Origin of the sequence: Lutispora thermophila DSM 19022 (genome assembly GCF_900142105.1) — a bacterium.
Taxonomy (GTDB): Bacteria; Bacillota; Clostridia; order Lutisporales; family Lutisporaceae; genus Lutispora; species Lutispora thermophila.
Genome location: NZ_FQZS01000007.1, coordinates 50168 through 72236, shown reverse-complemented (window position 1 = coordinate 72236; position 22069 = coordinate 50168). Strand labels below are relative to the sequence as shown.

24 protein-coding genes are annotated in these 22069 nt (G+C 34.5%); 19 read left to right on the top strand and 5 right to left on the bottom strand.

What is annotated here, in order from left to right; all coding sequences use genetic code 11:
• Positions 1-2: 2 nt before the first annotated feature.
• From pyrF to BUB48_RS05945, 5 genes are all read right to left on the bottom strand, one after another.
• A complete protein-coding gene (pyrF, locus tag BUB48_RS05965; protein WP_073025341.1) occupies positions 3-701 on the bottom strand; it encodes an orotidine-5'-phosphate decarboxylase in 699 nt (232 codons plus the stop codon).
• A 1-nt stretch (position 702) separates the two neighbouring features.
• Positions 703-1617: a dihydroorotate dehydrogenase gene (locus BUB48_RS05960; protein ID WP_073025340.1), complete on the bottom strand. Its 915-nt coding sequence runs from the start codon at positions 1615-1617 to the stop codon at positions 703-705.
• Positions 1611-2342, bottom strand: a complete 732-nt coding sequence (locus BUB48_RS05955) for a dihydroorotate dehydrogenase electron transfer subunit (RefSeq protein ID WP_073025339.1) — start codon at positions 2340-2342, stop codon at positions 1611-1613. The genes BUB48_RS05960 and BUB48_RS05955 overlap by 7 nt, the downstream gene beginning before the upstream one ends.
• Entirely contained in the window at positions 2339-3625 is a 1287-nt protein-coding gene (locus BUB48_RS05950; protein ID WP_073025338.1) for a dihydroorotase, read from the bottom strand. The genes BUB48_RS05955 and BUB48_RS05950 overlap by 4 nt, the downstream gene beginning before the upstream one ends.
• Before the next feature lie 298 nt (positions 3626-3923).
• Positions 3924-4544, bottom strand: a complete 621-nt coding sequence (locus BUB48_RS05945) for a ribonuclease H1 domain-containing protein (RefSeq protein ID WP_073025337.1) — start codon at positions 4542-4544, stop codon at positions 3924-3926.
• A 281-nt stretch (positions 4545-4825) separates the two neighbouring features.
• Here BUB48_RS05945 and BUB48_RS05940 point away from each other — a divergent pair, with 281 nt between their 5' ends.
• The 19 genes from BUB48_RS05940 to BUB48_RS05850 all read left to right on the top strand — a co-directional run bounded on the left by BUB48_RS05940 (position 4826) and on the right by BUB48_RS05850 (position 22059).
• Entirely contained in the window at positions 4826-6097 is a 1272-nt protein-coding gene (locus tag BUB48_RS05940) for a GHKL domain-containing protein (protein ID WP_073025336.1), read from the top strand.
• Positions 6098-6429: 332 nt separating this feature from the next.
• The gene (locus BUB48_RS05935) at positions 6430-6990 is read left to right on the top strand and encodes a hypothetical protein (RefSeq protein WP_073025335.1); all 561 of its coding nucleotides are present in this window, start codon (positions 6430-6432) and stop codon (positions 6988-6990) included.
• A gap of 12 nt (positions 6991-7002) precedes the next feature.
• Complete coding sequence (locus tag BUB48_RS05930; RefSeq protein ID WP_073025334.1) at positions 7003-7185, top strand: hypothetical protein; 183 nt, start codon at positions 7003-7005, stop codon at positions 7183-7185.
• 85 nt (positions 7186-7270) lie between these two features.
• Positions 7271-8080 (top strand): ABC transporter substrate-binding protein, encoded by an 810-nt coding sequence (locus BUB48_RS05925; RefSeq protein WP_073025333.1) that lies wholly within the window; start codon positions 7271-7273, stop codon positions 8078-8080.
• Between the two features lie 39 nt (positions 8081-8119).
• Positions 8120-8452: an extracellular solute-binding protein gene (locus tag BUB48_RS05920; protein ID WP_073025332.1), complete on the top strand. Its 333-nt coding sequence runs from the start codon at positions 8120-8122 to the stop codon at positions 8450-8452.
• Between the two features lie 134 nt (positions 8453-8586).
• Positions 8587-9045, top strand: a complete 459-nt coding sequence (locus tag BUB48_RS05915; RefSeq protein ID WP_073025331.1) for an ankyrin repeat domain-containing protein — start codon at positions 8587-8589, stop codon at positions 9043-9045.
• Positions 9046-9265: 220 nt separating this feature from the next.
• The gene (locus BUB48_RS05910) at positions 9266-10000 is read left to right on the top strand and encodes a LytR/AlgR family response regulator transcription factor (protein ID WP_175548374.1); all 735 of its coding nucleotides are present in this window, start codon (positions 9266-9268) and stop codon (positions 9998-10000) included.
• Positions 9984-11243, top strand: coding sequence for a sensor histidine kinase (locus BUB48_RS05905; protein WP_073025329.1), 1260 nt, complete (start codon positions 9984-9986; stop codon positions 11241-11243). The genes BUB48_RS05910 and BUB48_RS05905 overlap by 17 nt, the downstream gene beginning before the upstream one ends.
• 170 nt (positions 11244-11413) lie before the next feature.
• Complete coding sequence (locus BUB48_RS05900) at positions 11414-12283, top strand: CPBP family intramembrane glutamic endopeptidase (RefSeq protein WP_073025328.1); 870 nt, start codon at positions 11414-11416, stop codon at positions 12281-12283.
• A 153-nt stretch (positions 12284-12436) separates the two neighbouring features.
• Positions 12437-12808 (top strand): hypothetical protein, encoded by a 372-nt coding sequence (locus BUB48_RS05895; protein WP_073025327.1) that lies wholly within the window; start codon positions 12437-12439, stop codon positions 12806-12808.
• Positions 12808-13131 carry a hypothetical protein gene (locus tag BUB48_RS05890; protein WP_073025326.1) on the top strand — a complete coding sequence of 108 codons (324 nt, stop codon included), beginning with the start codon at positions 12808-12810 and terminating at the stop codon, positions 13129-13131. Before BUB48_RS05895 ends, BUB48_RS05890 begins: the two co-directional genes overlap by 1 nt.
• Positions 13124-13378, top strand: a complete 255-nt coding sequence (locus BUB48_RS05885) for a hypothetical protein (RefSeq protein ID WP_073025325.1) — start codon at positions 13124-13126, stop codon at positions 13376-13378. The genes BUB48_RS05890 and BUB48_RS05885 overlap by 8 nt, the downstream gene beginning before the upstream one ends.
• 123 nt (positions 13379-13501) lie before the next feature.
• On the top strand, positions 13502-13825 hold the full coding sequence (locus BUB48_RS05880; protein ID WP_139249929.1) for a hypothetical protein: 324 nt from the start codon (positions 13502-13504) through the stop codon (positions 13823-13825).
• A gap of 13 nt (positions 13826-13838) precedes the next feature.
• The gene (locus BUB48_RS05875) at positions 13839-14138 is read left to right on the top strand and encodes a hypothetical protein (protein ID WP_073025323.1); all 300 of its coding nucleotides are present in this window, start codon (positions 13839-13841) and stop codon (positions 14136-14138) included.
• Between the two features lie 44 nt (positions 14139-14182).
• The gene (locus BUB48_RS05870; protein ID WP_073025322.1) at positions 14183-14374 is read left to right on the top strand and encodes a hypothetical protein; all 192 of its coding nucleotides are present in this window, start codon (positions 14183-14185) and stop codon (positions 14372-14374) included.
• A gap of 123 nt (positions 14375-14497) precedes the next feature.
• Positions 14498-15157: a type 2 periplasmic-binding domain-containing protein gene (locus tag BUB48_RS05865; protein ID WP_139249928.1), complete on the top strand. Its 660-nt coding sequence runs from the start codon at positions 14498-14500 to the stop codon at positions 15155-15157.
• Positions 15158-15578: 421 nt separating this feature from the next.
• On the top strand, positions 15579-17723 hold the full coding sequence (locus BUB48_RS05860) for an ABC transporter substrate-binding protein (protein ID WP_073025320.1): 2145 nt from the start codon (positions 15579-15581) through the stop codon (positions 17721-17723).
• 485 nt (positions 17724-18208) lie between these two features.
• Positions 18209-19768 (top strand): ABC transporter ATP-binding protein, encoded by a 1560-nt coding sequence (locus BUB48_RS05855; protein WP_073025319.1) that lies wholly within the window; start codon positions 18209-18211, stop codon positions 19766-19768.
• Between the two features lie 143 nt (positions 19769-19911).
• Positions 19912-22059 carry an extracellular solute-binding protein gene (locus BUB48_RS05850; RefSeq protein WP_073025318.1) on the top strand — a complete coding sequence of 716 codons (2148 nt, stop codon included), beginning with the start codon at positions 19912-19914 and terminating at the stop codon, positions 22057-22059.
• Positions 22060-22069: the final 10 nt, after the last annotated feature.

Sequence of the window (22069 nt, the reverse complement as noted above, 5' to 3'; positions counted from 1 at the left end):
TCCTATACTAGAAAATCTTTTATACATCTATGGTATGCAGACACTGGATCTTCAGATTGTGTTATAGGTCTTCCAACCACTATGTAATCTGAGCCTAACTCCTTTGCTTGTGCAGGTGTAGTAACCCTCACCTGATCGCTTTTGTCACCATCAGGGAAGCGAATGCCCGGTGTTACGGTGATAAAATTATTGCCGCATTTCTCATGAATGATTTGAGATTCCAAGGGGGAGCATACCACACCGTCCAGTCCGGCGGATTTGGCATTGGCAGCATAGGCAAGAACAGTATTTTTGAGAGATTCATTGATAAGAAGTTCATTATGCAACTGTTCTTCACTGATGCTGGTCAACTGGGTGACAGCTATCACCAATGGACGTGAACCATCATATTTAATCACTCCTTCCATGGCAGCCTCCATCATGGAGCTTGTTCCGGCGGCGTGAAGGTTTATCATATCAACATTGAGTGAGGAAAGTATCCTCATGGTTCTTTTTACAGTATTGGGAATATCATGAAGCTTCAAGTCAAGGAATATTTTGTGACCGCGTACTTTCAACTCCCTAACGATAGTCGGTCCCTCGGCATAATATAGTTCCATGCCAATTTTCACATAAGGCCGAATCGATCCGAATTGTTCAAGAAACTTGAGGGTTTCTGATGTGCTGCTGAAATCGCAGGCAATAATCACGTCTTTTCCCATGTTAATGTCCTCCTCCTATAATTGATTTAAGACTTTTTATCCCATACCGCTCCATTGCGGAGGGAAGATCTTCTATGATTTTTTTGCAGGCATAGGGATTTTTCAGATTTGCAGCACCCACCTGTACTGCAGTTGCTCCGGCCAGCATCATTTCAATCACATCATCTGCCGTTGATATTCCTCCTATGCCAATTATGGGTATTCGGACTGCCTCATATACCTGCCATACCATGCGAAGGGCGATGGGAAACACTGCCGGACCCGAAAGCCCCCCTGTTACATTGGCGAGTATTGGTTTTTTCTTTTTTATATCAATGCGCATGGCAAGGAAAGTATTGATGAGGCTGATACCATCGGCACCTGCTTCCTCACAGGATTTTGCAATGGCTGCTATGTCCATTGCGTTGGGAGAAAGTTTGATATAGACGGGTTTATTGTGTACGATGGTTTTCACAGCTTTTGTAATCTCTCCGGCAGACTCCGGTGAAGTGCCGAAACTCATGCCACCGTTATGAACATTGGGGCAACTGATATTTACTTCAATTATATCTACCAAAGGGGACTCATCAGCTTTAGCACAGCAATACACATACTCATCTTTACTAAAACCGCTGATATTTGCAATAATGGGTTGATGATATATATGTCGCAGTTTTGGAAGTTCCTCGTCTAATACTTTATGGATGCCTGGATTTTCAAGTCCTACAGCGTTAAGTATCCCTGAAGGCCCTTCTGCAATTCGGGGGCAGTCATTTCCAAATCGAGGTTCCTTGGTGGTTCCTTTAATGCATATGGCTCCTAAACAATTGATGTCATACCAATGGGCAAATTCATAGCCATAACCAAAGGTTCCGCTGGCAGGGATTACCGGATTCTGAAATTTGATTCCGTTCAATTCCACAGATGTGTCTACCATATGATTTCCTCCTTTCTGAGCACCGGACCATCTTTGCAAATGCGCTTATTGCCGTATTTTGTTCTGCAAGTGCAGCCCATACAGGCACCAAAGCCGCAACCCATCCGTTCTTCAAAGCTGAACTCGCCGGACGATATGGATTTCTCATAGACAGCCTTTAGCATAGCCTCTGGACCACAGGTATATATGTAGGAATAATTTTTATCTGCCATAGCATCTGTGACAAAACCTTTTGTGCCATGACTGCCGTCTGCTGTTGTTATTGTTGTTTTGATTCCTAGGTTCTGGAATTCTTCCACAAGGAACATTTCCATATATGTATTGAAACCGAGGATGACCTCAGGTTGTTTCCTTTCTTCAATAAGTCTCTTAGCCAAGCCAAAGAGGGGAGGAATGCCGGCTCCACCGCCAATGAGCAATGGCCTGTCTCCACTGGCTGCCAGATTATACCCATTGCCAAGACCGATGAGCACATCAAGACTTTCACAGGGTTTCATGCAGCTCATTTCTGCTGTTCCTTTTCCCACCACTTTATAATATATGGTCAGCTTATAATCCTCCCAGTCGCATACGGAAAAAGGCCTGCGGAGGAAATAGCCTTGGAGTTCTATATTTATAAACTGGCCAGGTGCAGTAATTGCCGAGGTATCCCCTGAAAGTTCCATTTTGAAAATGTTTTCTGCAGCAATGTCATTGCTTATAATTTCAAACAGCTCTTTTTTCATTTGATAACCTCCTTTAGACTGTTGTCTTTCCAGACGATTTCTCCATTGCACATTGTAAGTAGGCACTTGCCAAAAGAATATATACCGTCAAATGGTGAACTTTTGCCAAGAGAAAGAAAATCTTTTGAATCAATCTTGTATTCTTCTTTTAAATCATAAATGGTAAAGGATGCAGGTTCACCTACTGCAATGGAAGATCCTATGCCAAATCGTCTGGAAGGGTTCCTGTACATAAGGTCTATGAGCTTTTCCAAAGGAATGATTCCTTTGCATACAAGACCTGTATACAATACAGGGAATGCAGTTTCCAAACCTGTTATTCCATTGAGGCTCTCACGTAAACCTCCTGATTTTTCCTGGACCGAATGTGGTGCATGATCTGTTGCAATCATATCTATGGTGTTGTCACAGATCCCTTCAATAAGGGCCTGTCGGTCTGCTTCGCTGCGAATAGGAGGATTCATTTTGAAACGCCCATCATCTTTCAATTGCATGTCATTAAGCAGCAAATAATGGGGAGCCGTCTCACATGTAACATCAACACCCCGCATCTTTGCATTACGGATGAGTGATACGCTTTCTTTGCATGAAACATGGCATACATGATAGGCACAGCCTGTTTGCTCTGCCAAGCGGAGGTCTCTTTCTATATGCCGCCATTCGCTTTCACTGGGGATACCTCTATGATTGTAAAGGCTGGCATAGACACCCTGGTGAATATAGCCGCCATTTAGCAGGCTGTTGTCCTCGCAATGGGCAGCGATTATCTTGCCCAGAGTTTTAGCCTTTTTCATAGCAGCAAGCATGATTTCTTCATCTTGTATACCTTTTCCGTCATCTGAAAAACCTATTACCTTGTCTGATAATCCATCCATGTCTGCCAAAACTATTCCACCTTCATTAACTGTTATGGCACCGTATGGATAGACATTAATGACAGCATCTCTATCTATTATTTCCTTCTGAATATTCAGATGTTCAATGCTATCGGGAACAGGATTGACATTTGGCATGGTACAGACAGAAGTAAAGCCTCCGTGCGCTGCGGCCAAGGTTCCGTTTTTGATTGTTTCTTTATATGAAAAACCCGGTTCACGCAGATGCACATGGACATCAACAAAACCGGGAAAAAGGAAACAATCATTAAGTTCAAAAACGGGCTTATCTTCGATAGCGATATCAATAAATGAAATAGTGGCAATACGACCATTGTCAACGACTATGGTCCCTTTTTTGAATGCACCTTCCTGATAGATGTTTACATTCTTAAACACATATTTCATAGTCCATTTCTCCTTACTGGGCGGTGCAGAGAAGTGTCATTTCATAGTGCAACAAAGATGAGAAGTATTATTTCAGAGTCTAATGGCAAGCAAAAAGTCTTGCGGATACCGCAAGACTATAGAATGGCCCAATATGTAAGCACACCAATTCCTACAATATTGACTTCTAATCTTGTCGGCATCTCTGTACCGCATTTAAAGATTTTTATAATAGTAACATAATCATATGAACCTGTCAAGTATCATATTACTTTTTCTGTTAATAAAATTATAGATTGATTTATGGTATATCATACAGCTAAATTTTGGATTCCATCAATGCCTTCTTTGCCAGTTCATCTGCCATTTCGTTATATTTGTCTCCTGAATGGGCTGTAACCTTTTGAAAGGAGATATTCATAGCATTTCTATATTTACCCATGTATTCAATATATTTTTTTGCGCAATAGGAGTTGGCCTTCCATTGGCCTGTGAACCACTTGGCTATTCCTTCATAGTCATGCCTTATCAATATGCTATAATAGCCATTGCTGTATGCCCATCTTACTGCAAACATGGTACCCATCAGTTCTCCTGCCACATTTCTGCTGGTCAAAGCTTCAGGATCTTCATTGGAACCCTTTTCGCATATTATTTTTCCCTGGGGGGTGATTATGACGCATCCAAAGGAGTATCTTTTTTGACTGCCATCATAACTGCCGTCCACATAGGCAATAACGGAATTTGATTCTGCAGCCGTCTGTATATGTATATTTGAAATATCTATACCCTTTGCAAAGGCATCAGCTTCCTCGAAGGTAGGAAAGGCCTTATATTTTACACTCTTCACTCCTTCAATGCTGCTTTTGCATTCTTCCCAGGTTTCAAACACACCTGTGATATTTTCGCTTCTCACTCCATAATACTTCTTCTTTGACATAGCCTACCTCCAATAATGATGTCAGTCAAATGCTACTATATGATGCTGCATTTGTCAATCATGGAGGAGTAATTAGGCTATGTATTTTTATGACGCAATTAGTAGAAATTGAGAAGATTTTTTAGCTTTGATATACTATAATTAGTCGATATTTACTAATAAGCCCATTAGAATTCTACAGGTCAAATGATGCTGGTGAGATAATCGCTAAGTTTTTTGCCATAGGTCATGATATAGCAATTGTTGTCCTTTATCTATGGTCTATAGAAAGGAGATTATCCATGTATATAATTGCTGATGTTATTTTAGCATCTATAATGTCTTTTTTGTCCTATGCTTCAGTAGTGAAATTTTCATCTTTAAAGTTTTCAAAAATAAAATTTATACTTTATATCTGTTGTGTAACTTCACTTACAGTTATAAATAAAACTTATGATTATAGCACTGATATGTCCAATATAAGGTTCATAGGGAATTTTTTTATTGTTGCTTTTTCAATTTACTTCATTTTGCTTCGAAACTTGGTTAAATCTGTTTATTATACGTTGACTTTGTATACTTTGATAATGATCAATGATTCTTTAGTGGTATTTATTTTTGTAAAAGTTATGGGATACACTTTTGAAAAACATCATTCCAGTTTTATGATATGTTTTTTAACAAACATTGGAATATCTATTCTAACTTATACTGAAATAATCCTTATTAAAGTAATGTGTGACAAGAAAAAAATAGCTGATGTGACAAATAGAAATGCGGCTCATATGGCATTTGCGTTGATGACATTCATAGTTGCCGCCATTAATATAATGGTTTATAGCAAATATATGGATTTGATAGATAGAAGATTAATGCTCATAAGCATACACATAATGACAGGTTACTTTATACTTACTATGGCGGTATATAGAGTATATAGCAATTTAGTGGTGAATGAAAAGGAAAATGAACAACTTAGAGTATATATAAACATGGTGGATGAATTGATAGATGAGTATAGAAGGGTGAGGCATAATACATATAATATCATTGAAGCTGCATCAGCTTTTTTAGAAGAAGATGATATGGAAGGCTTAAAGGAGCATTTCAGCGGAGTAATTGAAAGGCAAAGAAGTATTAAGAAAAGCAATATAGCATCTTTATATAAGATAGCTCATCCAGGGATAAAGAGCCTTTTATCCTCAAAACTTGGCAGGATAGAGGCATTGTCATTGAACCTGAATCTAGAAATAACCACTGATTTGGAAGGAGTTAAAGCAAATATATCGGACCTTTGTGAGATACTTGGAGCCTTCTTGGATAGAGCGATAGAGTCAGCTGCATTGACTAATGAGAAATATATGGAGTTTTGCATCTTTGAAGATGACCAATACTATATAATCATCATCAAGAATTCTTATGACCCCAGTCATGAAAAAAAAGACGCAGCGATAGGATTAAAGACAGCAGACAGCATAATAAGGAAATATAGTTTGATGCTTAATAATACTATAACAGAGAAAAATTACCATATCCAGGAGCTGGTGATTAAAAAACAAACTGATAATTTTTGAAAAAATGCATTTTGTACCTAAAAGTCTACCTCTTATCCCATTTATATGGATTTTTTATTTTATTCTGGTATATTTAAACTAGGGCCTAGTAATTACTCTATTGCAGCCCAAATTTAAAATTGATAGTATGATTTTTCTTTTAATTCATTGATCAATTAAATTAGTTGTGGGTGTTAACGATGCTATAGAAAAGTACGCAATTATTGTAGGTTTAAAATGTGCAATATTGTGTACTTTTTGCCCTTTATATTTGTAAACTTGTTTTAATTATTCCATATTTGAGTTCTGCAATGACAGAGTAAAGTTAATTGATAAGTTGTTAGGGAGTTAGAATGAAGCGCATAATCCTGTTTATCATGGCCATAAGCTTAATATTTGCTACAGGCTGCGGAGCAAATCCTACAACCAGCATAGGCAATGAGCAGAACCAATTCAACTATGAAGCCAAAGAAATATATTCGGCCGATGGAAGCAGAGGGATATCATCCATTGCCATGGGAAGAAACGGAGAACTGGCTGTATTCAAATATCATGAAAAGAAGATATACATATTTGATAAAAACGGCGCCAAAACCGGAGAATTAAAAGCAGAAGAAAACTGGGATGGAGCATTGTACTTTGACAAGGACAACAAGCTTTATGCCCTTCTCCAATACCGTGTAAAGAATAATAACAATGATTACGTTTTGCTGGAAAGACAGCTAAGGATGTATGATATTCAGAAAAGTACCCTTGAAGAACAAAGCGATATAGTGGAAATCAAGAGTGATAACATTATTGGAGAAGTAGTAGAGAAAATTGAAGTAGACAGTCAGGGGAATATATACTGCCTAAAGGCAAATGAAGAAGTGGAAGTATCGGACAAGAAACCAAAAAGTATTAAGACCATTTAAGGGAGAAAGTTTATGGACATAGCCATAGATGAAGAAGACAACATGATAGGATCATGCTATGACAGCAGCTCCAAGTTATATATAGAAAAAATGTCGGATAAAAATCACAAAACTATATGGAAGAAGGAATATGACAGCAAAGGAGCGGCCAAATTATATACTATAATGAGACTACCAAACCCTGTATGGATTTAAAGAAAAAGGTCTATTCAAATATGATGGCAAAGGCAATGTAAAGGGATACATAGCAGATATCGCTCAGTTATCAGGGTTGGAAAGCATGAACAGACTTATCGTAGATGAAAAAGAAAAGATATATACCTATGGGAAGGACGGCAGTAAAAGCAAGCTGCTGGTATATGAAAAGACGGAAAAAAAGGAGATAATGCTATATTCCTATTGTCCTAGAAACGATCATATACATCAAAGCATGGTAAATGTGATAAGAAAGTTTGAGCAGAAATATCTGAATATAAAAATAAAGTTCGTTGCTCATGACAACTTACAGCAAATCAATACGGAGCTTTTGACAGGAAAAGGCGCCGATATAATATGTGGAATATATCCGGCCATGGAGTACATCACAAAAGGCGTGTTTCTTGATTTAAACCGGATGATAGATGCAGACAGCAAATTCAATAAAGAAGACTATAATGAAGCGGTCATAGAGGGCTCCAGATATGGAGAGGCTCTGTATATAATGCCAATAACATATGTTAAGCAATTTTATGCAGGAAATAAAAATCTGCTGGAGGATAATAACATAAAAACAGATATTGAATGGACTTGGAGAGATTTATATGAAATCATGAACAAAGTGAAGTCAAAAGGCATATATGCGACTTCTACATGCCCGCAAGAAGAAAATTTGCTTTTAATGGTTAAGGATGCTTTGGACTACTATATAGATTGGGAGAATAAGCAGGCCAGATTTAATTCAAAAGAATTCAGAGAAACCTTGGAGCTTTTTAAGGTCATAAAAAGCGGGAACTTTGAACATCTTGAGGCCGAGCCATATCCTAGAAACGGAAGAAAATTTGAGCTTCTCCTAAACAACACCTTGTTCTATCCTGATTTTCATTCAGGATAGTATGAATCTGTATATATTCATAGTCCCTATTCAGATATTATGCTTCTTCTAAGGCCCAGACCTGAATATGGCGATACCAAAGCATTTAGAGCATATAATGCAGGAATAAACAGCAAATCAATATACAAGGATGAGGCTTGGAAATTCATAAAGTATCTTTTAAGTGACGATATTCAATTATACATTGGAGAAAAAGATATTCCGGTGAATAAGAGAGCTGGACAAAAGGTACTGGAAAACCAATTAGAGCGAATGACAGAACATGGCTTTGATGCAAATGCTAATTTGCAAGTCTTTAAAGATATAAATAGTACTTTGAATAAAAACGCAGCTTTACAAGTGCCTGATGAATTGCTCAATACCACCTGGTAGGAAATTAAGCTATATCTTTCTGGCAGCAAGAGCCAGGATGAGAGCGTTAAGGCCATACAGAACAAGGTAATGCTGTATCTCAATGAGTAGGTATATTGATGTTTGATGATAAAATAAGGTTTGGAGGATATTATATGCTAAATAAGGGATTCAAAGCACTTGTTGCTATAGTTCTGTTGGCAGCGGTAATCATATTCCTGAGTTTTGACAGCAGTATTTCATCTGCTGAACCTAAGGCAGTAGATGTGCTCAAGCAACAAGATGATGTAACTATTAAAACTGATGATGAGAAAAGGGAGAATCATATGGAAATTACAGTTGATAAGTTAACGCAGGCAGTATTGGAGAATGACATTACGTCAGTCAAAAGTATTATAACCAGCGGAATAGTTGATATAAACAGTGAAGATTCAGAAGGAGAGTATCCTATTGAAACGGTGCTGGTAATGGGAAATTGTGACATGGCTAAAATATTGTTGGAAGCAGGAGCAAATCCATATGTTATGACATCCAGCGGAAAATCTGTATATGATCTTGTGATGGAAGGAGATAACACTTACCTGAAGAAGATTTTTGAACAATATGCTGAATAGAAAGTTAAGGAATACTATGTGTATCATAAAAATTCCTTCACCAAACTGGTGGGGGATTTTTATATGCGTATATTTTAAACGGAGCCTTTGTGGTTAATGGAAAAGTTAAATTTCTTGTAGAAGTTGAGAAGATATTGTTAATCTGATATACTATCATTATCCAATAATTACTAATATTTATAATGATTATATATTTTTCAAATGAGTGCGGGTGAGGATCTTGTTGAACGTTGTAATATGCGACGATACCCATTCGGAGAGTATTAGAGATGCCGTTGAACCCATAATAAATGAGCTAAGTATAGGCAAGATAGTTATGGTTGAGAAAAGTCCTGATAAGGTGTTGGAGTACATAAACTATAATAAAGCTCCTACCGTATACTTTCTGGACATTGAATTAAATTCATATATTAATGGAATTCATATGGCAAGATTAATAAGAGAGAAAGATTCTTTTTCATATATAGTATTTATAACAGCCCATGAGGAGTTTGCCTTTTTGACTTATAAATACAAACTGAATGTATTGGATTATATAGTTAAGCCTGTTAACAATGAGGATATTAAGTATTGCATTGAGTCAATCTGCAAGTTGGAAAATCAAAAGAAAGTCAAAGAAGATGATGCTCAAAAGGATTATATATTGAATATAAAATCCGGATGGAAGCAGTACAGGATAGATGTAAGAGATATCACATACATAGAGGTCATAAAGAATAAAATAATAATTCATGTTGAAACAGGACAAATAAGTTTCTTTTCTACATTAAAGGATTTTAGGGACAAGCTATCCTCTGTGGGCTTTAAAAGCATAGTGGTTTGCCATAAGTCTTATATGGTAAATTTAAAGAAGGTAAGCTGCATAGATAAGAATAATATCATAATGAAAAATGGTGATCGCTGCCCAATATCAAGAAGGTACAAAAGGGTGATTATGGATGCTTTTAATAGCTAATTTTTTTGTGTCTCTGATCACAGGTGCCATGTTTTATATATCAGCAATTAGGCTATTGAGCTGTGATTTTAATAAAAGAAAGGCTATTCTCTTTATATCTTGTTATGCTTTTTGCAATGCATTAATAAGAAGTAACAAGTATTATGATAATATAACTTCTTTAATGAAATTATTTTTTGTAATGACTGTGGTAGTACTTTTAACCAATGCTTTTATAATAAGGGATATCATCAAATCCTTCTACTATACAGTTCTTGTATATACAGTTGCATTAATCAATGAATCTGTTGTTGTTTTTTTAATGGTCAAGATTTTTGACATTTCATTGAAAGCGATGCAGAACCATATTCTATATATGACTATAGCAAGCTTATCAGTTTTTTGGATGACTTATATTGCCATAATAGCCATGAAATATCTGTGGGATAAGAAAAAAAATATTGCCAAATCAATAAAAAATGGAGCTTATATTATATTTGCGCTTCTAACCTTCATGGTAACTGCCGCAAACATATTGGTTTACAACAAATATATGGAAATGATAGACAGTAGGCTTATATTTATCAATATACTTATAACATTTTTATATTTTCTGCTTACTATAGCAGTTTACAGAATATACAGTAACTTGGCCATCAATGAACAGGAAAATAAGCAGTTAAAGGCATATATAAATATGGCGGAAGAGTTAATAGATGAGTATAGAAGGATAAGGCATAATACTCATAATATTATTGAATCGGCATCAGCATTTATTGAAGCCAACGATATGGAAGGATTAAAGGAACATTTAAGCAGTGTAATTGAGAGACAAAATAGAATTAATAAAAACAATATTGCCTCTTTATATAAGATAGCCCATCCAGGAGTTAAAGGCCTTTTATATTCTAAAATAGGAAAGATGGAAGAATTGTCGCTGAACATAAATGTTGAAATAACTACAGACATGGAGCATATTAATGTAAATGTATCAGATTTATGTGAGATACTGGGGGTGTTCTTAGATAATTCAATAGAAGCGGCGAGACTGACAAAAGATAAATATGTTGAACTTTGCATTTTTGAAGATAATGAATGCTATACAATAGTCATAAAAAATTCTTATGATATGAACCAGAAAAAGGATGGAAACGGCATAGGTCTTAAAACGGTAAAAAGCATATTGAAAAAATATCCTAATATGCTAAATAACACTATAATAGATGAGAAATATTATACTCAAGAACTCCTCATAAAAAAGTAAAATAGAAATCACAATTCATGCTATTTTACCTCTTGTCCCATATCTATTTTTTTTCATTTTGCTTTGATATATTTAAATCAGATGATAAAACATCTGAAATTGTTTATATTGTTATATGCTGACCCTAAATTTCGGACTCATAGGCCTAGTTATGTTTAGGGGGTATATTCATGGACAAAATAAAAATCAGAGATGTAAATCTTCTTTTGCTCATTGTACTTATGCTTACGTTTATCGTTAAGCATCCTTACAGTCATATATTAACATTAATTATTACTCAGGCTTGGGCTGGAAGAAATGATTTAAAATTGAGAGATTTTCTATATCTTAACAGACCAATAGTTTCGATAGTGCTGCTTTCTATGATAATCGGTGTTTTATTGGCCCTTATGAATGTTTTTAACTATTTCTATTTTCGATTTAGTATAGAATCAATTGGAGAAGATAAATTCTCATTATCAATGTCAACTTTTTGGTTTTTATTTAGTATCTGTTTTTTCGGACCTTTGGTTGAGGAGTTATTTTTTAGAGGATTTTTATATAACTTTTATAAAAAGAAAGGTATATTAACTGCTGTTACATTAAGTAGTATGTTTTTTTCAATTTTTCATTTCAATTTGCATGGAATAATTATGATATTTATTTTAGGTGTATTTTTGGCATTGTTGTACGAGATAACCCAATGTTTCTGGATACCTGTATTGATTCATTGTAGTATAAATGCTGTTGGTACTCTTTTATTATCCGAACCAATGATAGGATCATTAAATGACTTTTTATTCTGGTTGCATGGAGACAATGTGTGGTTTTTCAGGATTAAGCTTTTGTTTGTATCTATTATGTTATGCATATTTACCATATTAGTTATGTTTTTAGTTATGCGCATTAGCGGTAACAACATATTTGAAGGGAGAAAAATAAAAGACTTGATATCAATAAATAAAAATGATGATGAGCCATTGATAGATAAATATTTTATATCGGTTTTTATTATTTTCATTGGCATTATAGTATGGGCTTTATTTTTCATGCAGTCTTAATCGGTGGGATAGGTTCATTTGTCATTGTAAGTCCTTTATAAGCTAGACACAAAAGTATTGTAGTTTTATTTTAGAGGGAAAGCAAGTTTATATGAAATGGGGAAATTCCAATGGATATGGTATATTGACTTATTTATTAGTCACAAATGACAGATGGGTTACAGGACTGACAATACTAGCTGGTCTGAAGTAGTTACTACAGCGTCTGGTTCTGCAAAACTTTCTCATTCGTACAGTTATATTGATAAGCTAGGTTATGTATATAATGAACCATTGAAAGAATGGATTTTAAAAGTTGATATACAAAAAAGACAATGGTTCAGGCATGAATACGCTTCTTTCAAATGTACCGATGGATATACTCGTTCAGGAACGGCAGACTGTATTCCTACAAATGGCTATTCTCCAATAAAAGAAGATATGAAATACAATTATAATAATGACAGTTATATTAAAGCTGAAGCATCATATAGATATAAATACAACCTAGGGCCATATAGAGATGTTTTTGTGCCGTTATATTAATGATTATGATAAATAATGATTCAATAAAAACATATAAATTTATATTATTTGCTTTTCTTCTTTTATTACCATTGATGCTTTGGTTATTTAGCATAAATAAGGATATGAAATCAAACAATATTATTATGCACGATGAAAAAGAAGTCGATGAGAATCTGCTTATTGATAGCAATAAAAGCGATAATTTTGATTATCATTTATATGTTTATTTGAAAAAAGAAAAAGATGAACATGGTTTTATGAATGTTATTTATAAGTTAAGAATTACTCCAAAGGCTGGTAAAGTTTATAATAATGTAATGGTTACTGCTTTTTTTGGATGAGTCATTAAAAAGTGCATTTACAGTTCAGAACTTCCTTGGTTTCGGAACCGACGTATCTGAGAATATAACATTTGGTTCTTTAAATAAAGGTCTTGAAGTCGGACGTTCAACATTGCTGACAGACTATTATGATATCGAGATTTTGAAGTGCCTTTTGATTAAAGATATTAAGGTTAAAGTTATATGGAAGACCGGGGAAGAATATGTTATACTTTCACCAGAAAATGTTGAATTAATTTGCGATTAGTAGATATGTTAGTGCTTAATCAAGTACCTATTTATATTAGTGTATAACAAAACAACTTTTACACTATTATAAATAGGGGCTTTTTATATGTTCATGTGTTTAAGGAACCTTTGTGGTTAAGTGGTGAGCCACATTTTGTTTTCCATGACAGGCTGTAGGGCTGTTGGTACATCAAATTCCAAGGATGGCATGGAAGAAAGAGCATATTATTATGAGGCCTTTGACTTAAGCAATGCCATGAATTTGAAATACTTCTCCAGTCCATGCATCAACAGCAAAGGAGAGATAGCGGTGTTTGATGAAGAAAAGGAGAAAATACGCATATTTGATAAAAAAGGAGCATTGCTGCGAGAAATACCTGATACCTATAAAGGAATCATGTCTCTTGCATACGATAGAGAGGACAAGCTATATACTTTTTTACAGAATCAAAAAAATAGACGGTAATGAAGTGACCGGAATGATATTTAAGCTGGTAATCTATGACCAACGGGATCAGACATTATTGGACAAGATTGAAAAGGAAATAAAGGGTGATTTTGAGTCTCTAAAAGAAAAGTACATAGTCAAGATGATGGTGGATAAAAAAGGAGACATCTACGTGCGTAGAAATGATGGAACAGTTGAAGTGCTCGACAAAAATCTTAATGCCATAAGAACTTGGGGCAGATCTAAATATACAGACTTTGCCATAGATGATAAGGATAATATCATATTGCTGCAAGAAATGCAGGTAGTAAAAGTTATATACAAAAATTAAACCTCCAAAATGATAAAGTTGTATGGAAAAAAGAACTCAGAAATGTGGATGCACCGGAATGCATACATTACAACAGGAATACAGACAAGCTATATGGTATCCAAAACGGCATTGTTTCCAGATACAGCCCCAGCAGAGATATTGAAGGAAGACTTTTGGATATCAAAGAGTTGGTAGCATTTAATCATATAGATGGATTCATTGTAGATGATGAGATGTATGTCCAAGGCTATTAGGATGAAAAATCAAGCATCATCCGATTTATAAAGCAGGATGAAAGCCAGAGGAGTGCCTCAGAGGAAAATAATAAGAAACTTACTATATACGTGGTTTATTATGATGATAAGGACTTATCAAATGTGGCTCTACAATATGAGAAAGAGTGTCCGAATGTAGATATTATAATCAATGATATCATCCAAATATCATACGAAAAAACAATAAAAAAGCTGAACACGGAGCTTATGGCAGGAAAAGGGACGGATATTATTAACGGTTATTTTCCCATAAACGATCGTAAAGAGAAAGGCATGCTGGTAAATCTGAAGGAATTTATCAATAGGGATAAAAGCTTTGACATAAAAGATTATAATGAAAATATTATAAATTTATCAAAAGCAGAGTATGGATTTTACAGTTTGTCTGTAGATAAGGTGAGGGTTGACAGCAAGGACAACATACATGCACTTAAACTAAACGGAGAAATTGAAATATATGATGAAAACCTTAACAAGACAAAGGTGCTAAATGAAAAGCAATACAAAGATATTGCAAAAGATGAAAAGGACAACCTCATAGCATTATGTCTCGATTGGGAAAAAAGCACTATAGGGTATATAGAAATAAAAAACTATAAAACCAAATGGGAGAAGGAACACCAATATTCTCAAGTCCCCAACATTATATTTTACAACCTCAGTAACAAAACTTTATATGGATTAGTAAACGGTATAATAATGCAGTATGATTCAGAGGGTAATCCGGTAAAAGAGCTGTTGTATTGCACAAAGCTTGAATAAGCTGTGTATTGATACGGATGCCATATATTTACTATTGGAAGAGGAAATCTATTATTATGTAACCGGTCACAGGAGTGCAGAAGATGCAGCCAAGGTCATACAAAACAAGGTGGAATTGTATCTCAATGAGTAAGAAGCTTTAATGCTTGTCATAGTGTAAAATAGATAGATAAAAATGACACAGATCATTTTTATGGATATATGCATTTTGTCCTTAAAACCCTGCATCTTGTCATATAACTATAGACTTTAGCTTTCTATATGCATATAGTTGAATTAAATTAAGGGTTCGTAGACATTTGAACGATGAAATAAAAATTGCTTATGATGAGCCTGAAGTATTTGATGCTATTGTATCTTAAGAATAATTTTGCTTCAGGCATGAATCAATCATAAAATAAATAATGAAAGGTAGGTTAGTATGAAGCGTGTAATTCTATTCCTAATTATCATAAGCATAATATTCACTACATCATGTGGAGTAAAGCCAACAACCGGCACTAATAAGGAACAGGAGCAATTTACCTATGAAGCAAAAGAATTTTATTCAACCAATGGAAGCAAAGGCATATCATCTATTGCCATGGGAAAGAACGGAGAATTGGCTGCATACAACTTTTATGAAAAGAAGATACACATATTTGACAAAGATGGAATAAAAACTGGAGAAATAGAAGTGGGAGAAAACTGGGACGGGATACTAGCCTTTGACAAGGATAATAGGATATATGTGCTTCTTCAATATCGTCAAAAGAATGAAAAAAACGAGAATATATTGCTTAAGAGACAGTTACAGATATATGATACTCAAGGTTATACAATTGAAAATCAAAGTGAAATAGAAGAAATCAAGGGGGGAAGCAACTATCTTACAGGAGAAATCGTGGAAAGAATGGAAGTAGACAGCCAAGGGAATATTTATTGCCTGAAAGTAAGCCAAGGAGTAGAAATAATGGACAAGAAGCTCAATAGCATTTCTAGGCTTCAAGGGAAGAAGTTTCTGGACATAGATAAAGATGAGGAAGACAATATAATAGGACTATGCTATGAAAGCGGTTCCCAATTATACATAGAGAAAATATCCAAGAAGGATCAGAAGACCATATGGAAAAAGGAACATGAAAGCAATGAAGCACCAAAATTAATATATTATAATGAAACCACCAAAACCCTATATGGGTTGAATGACAAGGGAATATTCAAATATGACGACAAAGGCAAAATAAAAGAGTATATAGCAGATGTTATCCAATTATCAGGCTTGAGCGACATATATAGATTCATCGTGGACGAAGGAGAAAAGATATATACCTTCGGGAAGGATGGCAACCAAAGCAAGTTGCTGTCATATGCCAAGACAGAAAAGAAGGAACAAGAAGAAAAAGAAAAGAAGGAGATATTGCTATATTCCTATTATCCGGAAGAGAATTATATTCATCAATATATGGTAAATGTGATAAGAAAGTTTGAGCAAAAATATCCGGATATAAAAATAAAATTTGAAATTCATAACGATTTACAACAAATCAATACGGAGCTTTTGACAGGAAAGGGTCCTGATATATTGTGTGGAATATATCCTGCTACAGCATATATCACAAAAGGTGCATTTCTTGATTTAAACCAAATGATAAACGGAGACAGCGAATTTAATATGGAGGACTATAATGAAGCGGTCATAGAGGGCTCTAAATATGGAGATGGGCTGTATATAATGCCAATAATATATAGCAAACAATTTTGCATAGGCAATAAAAAGCTGCTGGAGGACAATAATTTAAAAATAGATATAGAATGGACATGGAGGGACTTATATGAAATCATGGGCAAAGTGAAGTCAAAAGGCATATATGCTGCTCCCCAATACCCGGATAAATATATATTATATGAGATGTTTAGGAATAGTTTAAACTACTTTATAGATAGGGAGAAGAAGGAGGCAAGGTTTGACGCAAAGGAATTCAGAGAAACTCTGAAGCTTCTTAAGGCTATAAGCAATGGAAACTTTGATCATCCTGAGGCTAAGCCATATCCTAAGAACGGAAGAAACTTAGAGATTATTCAGAATAACACATTGTTCTATTCGAATTTTTACTTAGGAAGATATGATTTCGCCCATGTTCTTAGTCCATATTCAGAAACTTTGCTCCTTCCATGGCCTAAACCTGAATACGGTAATACAGAAGTATTTTTTGCATATAATGCGGCAATAAACAGCAAATCGGAATATAAGGATGAGGCTTGGAAATTTATTAAACATTTATTAAGTGAAGATATTCAATTTTATATAGGCGAAGATGATTTTACGGTAAATAAGAAAGCTGGCGAAAGACTGTTGGAAGTCCAATTGGAGCAATTGAAGAAGAGGGGCTATGATGCATATGCCAACCTTCAGGCCTTTAAGGATATAAATAATAGCTTAAATAAGAATGAAGCTTTGCAAGTGCCTGATGAGTTGTTCAATACCATCTGGGAAGAAATAGATTTATATCTTTCCGGTAGCAAGAATGAAGAAGAGACCATTAAGGTTGTACAGAGCAAGGTTGAGCTGTATCTTAATGAGTAAAATCAAAATTCCTTCACCAAACAGGTGGAGGAATTTTATTATGTTCAAAAGATAAATATGTATAAATTACATTTAGCATATTCTATTACTTTTATGATTTGTACCTCTTATCCTTAAAACTTTGCCTCTTGTCCTGTATATATTGAATTCCCATAATATTTTGATATATTTAAGTTAGATGATGATATTTAATGATCTAGTTAAGGAAAAGTTTAATGTAAATCACATGGCAGAATAAAAAGCTTATTATAACAGCATAAGTAATATCGTTATATACACTTCATCATACAACAAAAACCTATCAAATCATATGAACTTAAAACAAATCCATAGATATGTTCTATATTAGCTATTATTGCAAACTTTAATGTAGTTTGTTTCATACCCCAAAATATGTCCACCATAGCGTTAATAATTATTTATTGAATCCTTATTGGTATAACAATATTTTAAATCAATTGCTTTATATCTAGGATGTGAATAATGTGAAAGAGAATGCGGCTATTGTTAAGAGGCTTCTGAAGGCCCTATATCCCTTTAGAAGGAAAATACTTCTTATTATATTTTTAATGCTGCTTTCTTCAGCAATAAGCTTTATACTACCTTTGGCAAACAAGTATTTGATTGATGAAGGCTTGATAAAAAATGATTTTGGCAATGTTTTTAAGTATTCTATTATAAGTCTTGTGCTAGTTGCAATAGATCAATTGTTTTCTTTACTGAGATCCAAGAATATAGCTTATGTAAATAATAGATATATCTATTATTGGACCAGCCTTTCTATGCGAAAATTGATGAAGCTTAAATTATCATATCTGAATGAAACTAATTATACCGAAATAATTAACAATTCAAAAATGGATATTATGAATATTTCTCAAATCACAGATGAATCCTTTGTTTACAGATTGTTAAGCCTGCTAAAAATAGTTGGTGGTCTGATAGGGCTGACTATCATCAATTATAAATTAACCATAATGATAATAATGATCATACCTATTAAATATTTATCAACAGTTTATTTAACAATGTTGCGAAAAAAATTGCATAAAAGGTATATGGAATATGCAAGAGATTATTCAAAGTGGTACGGAGATAAGATGTCAGGGATTAAAGAGATAAAACTGTCGGGCATAGAAAATATCATTATGAGACAATTTACAAAATTACAAAGGAATATTATAAAAACCGATATCAAATCTCAAATAGTAGATAGTGCAAAAGAGGCATCTGATTTGTTGTTGTTGCAACTAATGGCTTCAATGATATATATAGTAGGCTCGAAGATGATTGTACGAAATGATTTTACAATAGGAGGTTTATTCGCTTTTGCAACTTATAGTACCAATGTGATTATGCCTATTTCATCCTTGATCAACATAAGATACGATATGTCGAAAATATTGCTATCAGCTAAAAGACTGTTTGATTTCTTAGATATGGAGTGTGAAAATACTTCAAAAGATTCCATAAGAATAAAAAAAGATGAAATTAAGGGTAAAATCGAATTCAGAAATGTTAATCATTCTTATAGAAGTGATAGTGAAGTATTAAAAGATGTAAGCTTTGAAATAAACCCAGGAGAAAAAATAGGAATAGTAGGATTGAATGGTTCAGGAAAAACTTCTATATTTAATATACTTTTGAGACTCTATGATAATGAAAAAGGAAATGTCTATATAGATGGTATTGATATCAGAAACATTAATATAAAAGACTTGAGAAAAGCAATAGCTATAGTGAACCAAGATATCTATATTTTTAATGCCACAGTAAAGGAAAATATTTCTATGTTCAATAAGCACTCTGAAAATCAAATAATGCAAGCTGCAGAAATTAGTTGTGCAAATGAGTTAATAAATAGTCTTTCTGTAGAGTGGAAAGCAATGCTTGGGGAAAAAGGCAGTAAGCTTTCTGGCGGAGAAAGGCAGAGAATAGCACTGGCGAGGGCCTTTGTAAAAGGATGTAAAATAATATTACTTGATGAAGCCACATCAAATTTAGATATGAAGCATGAAAAGCAAATATTAGAAACTGATTATTAAAAGTTGTTTGTATCAAGTTTTTAAATCTATCTATATGATGATTGGAATTAATATGAGGCATAGCTGAAGTATATTGCATATTTCGGTTATGCCGAAAATTATATGTATACTTTAAATACTTGAAGGATTTGGAGAGTGTTAAAATGAAGAGAACAATTCTATTCTTCATGGTTATAAGCATAATATTCACAACATCCTGCGGAGCAAATACTGCCACTGTCAATAATATAGAGCAGGAGCAATTCACCTATGAAACCAACGAAATATATTCAGCCAGTGGAAGCAAAGGAGTATCATCCGTCGCCATGGGAAAAAACGGAGAATTGGCTGTATACAACTACTATGAAAAGAAGATATACATATTTGACAAAGACGGTACTAAAGTCGGAGAAACAGAAGTTGGAGAAGACTGGGAAGGATTACTGGCCTTTGACAATGATAATAAGCTTTATGTGCTTCTTCAACACCGTGAAAAGAATGAGAAGAATGAGAATGTATTACTAAAGAGACAGCTACAGATATATGACAATCAAGGCAATGCAGTTGAAACCCAAAGCGGAATATCAGAAATCAAGGGAGAGAGCAGATATCTTACAGATGAAACCGTGGAAAGAATAGAAGTAGACAACCATGGAAATATATATTGCCTAAAGGTAAGCCAAGAAGTAGAAGTATTGGACAATAAGCTCAAAAATATTGCCATGCTTCAAGGGAAGAAGTTTCTGGACATAGCCTTAGATGAAGAGGATAATTTAATAGGATTATGCTATGACAACGGCTCCCAAGTATATATAGAGAAAGTATCAGGCAAAGACCACAAGAGCATATGGAAGAAAGAATATGGCAGCGATGAAGAACCAAAGGCAATTTTCTACAATAAATCTACCAAGACTTTGTATGGGTTCAATGAAAAAGGAATATTCAAATATGACGACAAAGGGAATATAAAAGGATATATAGCAGATGCCGCTCAACTATCAGGCTTGGACAACATATATAGGTTCATCGTAGATGAAGGAGAAAAGATATATATCTTTGGGAAGGACGGAAGCCAGAGTAGGCTTCTGACATATATCAAGACCGAAAAAAAGGAGCAGGAAGAAACAGAAAAGAAGGAGATACGGTTATATTCCTATTATCCAAACGATGATCATATACATCAAAGCATGATAAATGTGATAAGAAAATTTGAACAAAAATATCCGGATATAAAGATAAAGTTTGAAGCTCATGACAACTTGCAGCAAATCAATACGGAGCTTTTGACAGGAAAAGGCCCCGATATATTATGCGGAAAATACCCTGCCATGGGATATATCACAAAAGGAGTATTCCTTGATTTGAACCAGATGATAAATGAAGACAGCGAATTCAATAGGGAAGATTATAATGAAGCTGTCATAGAGGGGTCAAAATACGGAGATGCTCTGTATATAATGCCGATAACATATATTAAGCAATTTTATATAGGCAATAAGAAGCTATTGGAGGACAATAAGATAGAAGTAGATATAGAATGGACCTGGCGAGACTTATATGAAATCATGGAAAAAGTGAAGTCAAAAGGAATATATGCTGCTCCTATATACCCGGAAGAATATATATTATCAAGACTGGTTAAGGATGGCTTGGATTACTATATAGATTGGGAAAAGAAGGAAGCAAGATTTGACTTCAAGGAATTCAGAGAAACCTTGAGGCTTCTTAAAAACATAAAGAGCGGAAACTTTGAACACCCTGAAGCTGAGCCATATCCAAGAAACGGAAGAAACATGGAGCTTCTCCTTAACAACACCTTGTTCTATCCTGATTTTCATTCAGGAAAGTATGAATCTGTATATATTCATAGTCCCTATTCAGATAATATAATACTTCTTCCAAGGCCTAAACCTGAATATGGGGATACCAAAGCATTTATAGCATATAATGCGGGAATAAACAGCAAATCAAAATACAAGGATGAGGCATGGGAGTTTATAAAGTTTCTTTTAAGGGATGATATCCAATCTTACATAGGCGAAAAAGATATACCTGTGAATAAGAGAGCTGGCGAAAAGGTACTGGAAAACCAACTGGAGCGAATGAGAAAATATGGCTTTGATGCAGATGCTAACTTGCAAGCCTTTAAAGATATAAATAGTAGTTTGAATAAGAATGAGGCTTTAGAAGTACCAGATGAATTGTTTAATACAATCTGGGAGGAGATTAAGACATATCTTTCTGGCAACAAGAGCGAAGACGAGGTTGTTAAGGTTATGCAAAACAAGGTTGAGCTATATCTCAATGAGTAATAGAAAAGGA